This is a genomic window from Mycobacterium sp. (assembly GCF_035640695.1).
Taxonomy (GTDB): domain Bacteria; phylum Actinomycetota; class Actinomycetes; order Mycobacteriales; family Mycobacteriaceae; genus Mycobacterium.
Window position 1 is genome coordinate 1 of record NZ_DASQVQ010000122.1, and the last position, 4,591, is coordinate 4,591.

Annotated in this window: 4 protein-coding genes; 2 read left to right on the forward strand and 2 right to left on the reverse strand. The window is 69.0% G+C overall.

The features are described from left to right. Both VE759_RS14000 and VE759_RS14005 read right to left on the reverse strand, forming a co-directional pair. Window positions 1–1,416, reverse strand: a 1,416-nt coding sequence (locus VE759_RS14000) for an aldehyde dehydrogenase family protein (RefSeq protein WP_324933315.1), incomplete at its 3' end; no start/stop codon positions are given. After that, on the reverse strand, window positions 1,413–2,639 hold the full coding sequence (locus tag VE759_RS14005) for a VOC family protein (protein WP_324933317.1): 1,227 nt from the start codon (window positions 2,637–2,639) through the stop codon (window positions 1,413–1,415). The genes VE759_RS14000 and VE759_RS14005, both read right to left, overlap by 4 nt. Before the next feature lie 78 nt (window positions 2,640–2,717). Here VE759_RS14005 and VE759_RS14010 point away from each other — a divergent pair, with 78 nt between their 5' ends. Then, entirely contained in the window at window positions 2,718–3,179 is a 462-nt protein-coding gene (locus VE759_RS14010) for an Lrp/AsnC family transcriptional regulator (RefSeq protein WP_324933320.1), read from the forward strand. A gap of 52 nt (window positions 3,180–3,231) precedes the next feature. Continuing rightward, a partial coding sequence (lat, locus tag VE759_RS14015; RefSeq protein WP_414687914.1) for an L-lysine 6-transaminase occupies window positions 3,232–4,591 on the forward strand: 1,360 nt, incomplete at its 3' end.

A 4,591-nucleotide genomic window follows, 5' to 3' on the forward strand; every position in this document is an offset into this window, starting at 1 on the left:
ACCGCCGAAAGCCCCGCCGATCTCGGCGCCCGAGGTGCCGATGTTGACGTTGGCGATGCCGCAGTCCGAGCCGTCGGCGGCCATGAACCGCTCCGCCTCCCGCACGTCGAGCGTGAACATCGCCGACGAAAGCCCTTGGGGAACCGCATTGTTCAGTTCAATCGCCTCGTCGAGGTCGTCATACGTCAGCACGTAGAGGATCGGCGCGAAGGTCTCGCGGTGCACCAGCTCGGTCTGCGCGGGCATCGGGACCACCGCGGGCCGCACGTAGTACGAGTTCGGGCCCAAATCGACGCGCTCGCCGCCGAATACCTCGCCGCCGTCGGCGCGGGCCCGCTGCAGGGCGCCGACCATGTCGCGGTAGGCCGCCTCGGTGATCAGCGGCCCGACCAACGTGCCCTCGGCGGCCGGATCGCCGACCGGGAGCTGCCGATACGCGGCGACGATTCGCTGCACCAGCTCGTCGGCCACCGACTTGTGCGCGATCAGCCGCCGCAACGTCGTGCAGCGCTGCCCGGCGGTGCCTGCCGCGGCGAACACGATCGCGCGCACCGCCAAATCCAAATCGGCCGACGGCGTCACGATCGCGGCATTGTTGCCGCCGAGCTCCAGCAGCACCCGGCCGAACCGCTGCGCCACCCGGGGCCCGACCTGCTGACCCATCCGCACCGAGCCGGTCGCCGACAGCAGCGCCACCCGTGGATCGTCGACCAGCCGTTCGCCCATTTCCCTGCCGCCCAGAATGACCCCGCTCACCGCTGCTGGTGCACCGACGTCCTCGGCGGCGCGTCCGAGCAGCGCCTGGCAGGCCAGCGCGGTCAGCGGGGTCAGCTCGGACGGTTTCCACACCACGGTGTCGCCGCACACCAGCGCGATCGCGGTGTTCCACGACCACACCGCGACCGGGAAGTTGAAGGCGGTGATGACCCCGACCACGCCGAGCGGGTGCCATGTCTCCATCAGCCGGTGCCCGGGCCGTTCGGACGCGATCGTGCGGCCGTAGAGCTGACGCGACAGCCCGACCGCGAACTGGCAGATGTCGATCATCTCCTGGACCTCGCCGCGTGCCTCGGAGGTGATCTTGCCGGCCTCGATCGTCACCAGCGCCGCGAGATCGTCCTTGTGTTCGACGAGCAGTTCGCCGAGCCGGGCGACCAGCCCGCCGCGCGCCGGGGCGGGAGTGCTCCGCCACGACGTAAACGCCTGCGCCGCTCCGCCGATGGTCGCGACGGCCTGCTCCGGCGTGGTCTCCGGCAGCGTGAACAACACGTCGCCGGTGACCGGGGTGCTCGCATTCATACCGTGCTGGCCCGGCTCACCCAGTTCGATTTGCGCGCCGACCGCGTGCAGCGCGTCCCGGACGCGTTCGCGTAGTTGATCCGCGGTCGGCAGCGCAGATGTTTCGGTCGTCGTCATGATGCCGCCTTCTCGTAGAGCGCGTAGGGATCATGGATGTAGTGGCCGATCGCCCCGGCCATCCACCCCATGCCATAGTCGCAATTATCGGCTCCCTCGCCGGCGTGCGTGTCGGTGTCCAGGTTGGATCGGAAGATGCCGGCCGCCGATGCCGGCAAAAAGTCCTCGTACACAACGGGTTTCGACGGGTCGCCAGCGCGGTAGTAGGCCAGGCCGGACGAGGCCATCTCCTCGTCGGTGGACGGAAAGTAGTCGTCCCACACCGCGGCCGGGTTGGGTGTGGCCATCGCGGCGTCGTATCGTTCGCGGCCCTTGGGTGTCAGCGCGACGCCGCGGGCCTCCACCTCGCCGAACCTGACCCGCGCCGTGCCGTCGGTTACCGAACCGTCCGGCTCGCGGAAGCGCCGTGGCTCGGCCAGCGCGCGAAAAGACGTCTGCCGCAGCAACACACCGGGACCGCCGGTGCGGGGTGGTCCCTGGATCGCGTCGATCATCGTGATTCCGCGCGCGCTCATCCGTTGGTACAGCTCGTCGATGTCGAGCACCCGGGGGGTCAGATGGTTGATGTGGGTTGAGCGCACCCCGGCGATGTCGGCCGCCACCGCCGACACCCGCGTCAGCTCCTCGTACCAGGCCCGGTCGATCGGCTCGCGCGACAGCGTGAAGGCCGAAACGGCTGCGGCGACGAATTCATCGGCATGCTCGGCGGTGCTGCCGCCGTCGGCGGCGACGCGCCGAGCCCCGACGATCAGCGCCGGGTCGAACAGCTGACGACCGCCAAGGAATCGCTCGACCCGGCGCCGCAGCTCCGCCGGGAAGAATCGGGCGTCGGCGCTGGCCAGCATCGAGGTGAATACCCGAAATGGGTTGCGCGCCAGCTCCTCCGGATCGATGGGCCGGAACGCGGTGGACACCACCGGCACCGGTGACGCCGCGTCGCGCAAGTCGTAGAAGCCGACCGGGTACATGCCGAACGCGGCGAAGAGATCCGCGACGTCGGCAAGCTCCTGCGGGGTGCCGACGCGGATCGCGCCGTGCCGTTCGGCGGTCACCCGGTCCAGCGACCCGAGCCGCTCGGCGCCCGGCCGCGCTGCCACCTGGTCGCGGTTCACCTCGGCCGTGACGTCGACCAGCGTGGCGTAAGCCGGCACCTCGGCGCCGTACATCCGCGACAACGCGGCTGCGAATTTTGCCCGCAGCTCCCATGTTTCGATGCGTCTCATCGCCAACCTGATCGCCAAACCCCAGATCGATGCGCTCCTGGCCCCCGACTGCCGCTCACGCTCGGATACAGTGCGCGCATGGCCGACGCCGGTGACCAGCTCGACGACATCGACCGCATCCTGGTGCGCGAGCTGGTCGCCGACGGGCGGGCGACGCTGGCGAACCTGGCCGAAACCGCAGGCCTTTCCGTGTCGGCGGTCCAGTCGCGGGTACGGCGCCTGGAGTCACGCGGCATCGTGACCGCATATACGGCACGCATCGACCCCGAAGCGCTCGGGCAGATGCTGTCGGCGTTCGTCGCGATCACCCCTCTCGATCCGTCACAACCCGATGATGCGCCCGCGCGCCTGGAACACATCAAGGCCATCGAGTCGTGTCACTCGGTGGCGGGCGAGGAGAGCTACATGCTGCTCGTGCGGGTGGCTTCTCCGCGGGCCCTCGAAAACCTCCTGCAACAGATCCGCACGGCGGCCAACGTCCGAACCCGAAGCACGGTCATTTTACAGACATTTTACGAGGGACGACACGTTATCCCGTAATAGTTCCAATGTCACCGCTTCTTTACGATATTTTATCGGTTAGGATGTCAATGTGTCCGCCATTCTGACGTCCGAGCTTTACGCCGGCCTTGACGACCTTGACCCCGGCGCCACCGACCGCTCGATCGCTCCTGCGCAAGTACATGCGGTGCTGGGGCGCAGCATCCTGGCCGACGGGCTTGACTTCGTGCTTGACCTCGACCGGTCGCAGGGCTCGTATCTGGTCGACGCCCGCACCGGCGAGCGCTACCTCGACATGTTCACGTTCTTCTCGTCGGCGGCGCTGGGTATGAACCACGCGGCGCTGGCCGACGATGCCGCGTTCCGTGCGGAGCTGGCCGAGGCCGCGCTGAACAAGCCGAGCAACTCCGATGTCTACACGGTGCCGATGGCACGGTTCGTGGACACGTTCGCGCGGGTGCTCGGCGACCCCGCGCTGCCGCACCGGTTCTTCGTGGACGGTGGTGCGCTGGCGGTCGAGAACGCGCTCAAGGTCGCGTTCGACTGGAAAAGCCGGCACAACGAGGCCCGCGGCATCGATCCGGCGTTGGGCACCAAGGTGCTGCACCTGCGCGGCGCCTTTCACGGCCGCAGCGGCTACACGCTGTCGCTGACCAACACCGATCCGGTGAAGGTCGCACGGTTCCCGAAGTTCGACTGGCCCCGCATCGACGCGCCCTACCTGCGGCCGGGCGCCGACATGGACGCGCTGGAGGCGGAGTCGCTGCGCCAAGCCCGCGCGGCCTTCGAGGCGCATCCGCACGACATCGCCTGCTTCATCGCCGAGCCGATCCAGGGTGAGGGCGGTGACCGCCATTTCCGGCCGCAGTTCTTCGCCGCCATGCGCGAACTGTGTGACGAGTTCGACGCGCTGCTGATTTTCGACGAGGTGCAGACCGGATGCGGGCTGACCGGTACCGCGTGGGCGTATCAGCAGCTCGGTGTGACGCCCGACGTGGTCGCCTTCGGCAAGAAGACCCAAGTCTGCGGCCTGATGGCCGGCGGTCGGGTCGACGAGGTCGCCGACAACGTGTTCGCGGTGAGCTCGCGGCTCAACTCCACCTGGGGCGGCAACCTCGCCGACATGGTGCGCTCGCGCCGGGTGCTCGAGGTGATCGAGGCCGACGCGCTCTTCGCGCGGGCGGCAAGGGCGGGCGGCTACCTGCTGGCCCGGCTGCGGGAACTGGCCCTCGAGTTCGGTGCGGTGCGCGACGTCCGCGGCCGTGGACTGATGTGTGCGTTCAGCCTGCCGACGTCCGCCGACCGCGACGAGCTGATCCGCCGGCTGTGGCAGCGCCGAGTCATCATGCTGGCCAGTGGCACCACCAGCGTGCGGTTCCGGCCGGCGCTGACCGTTTCGCGTGCCGAGATCGACGAGGCCGTGGCGGCCCTGCGCGACGCGCTTCGGGCCT

Coding starts and splice junctions, on each gene's coding strand:
- VE759_RS14005 (WP_324933317.1), bottom strand. CDS start 2,639: ATGAGACGCATCGAAACATGGGAGCTGCGGGCAAAATTCGCAGCCGCG.
- VE759_RS14010 (WP_324933320.1), top strand. CDS start 2,718: ATGGCCGACGCCGGTGACCAGCTCGACGACATCGACCGCATCCTGGTG.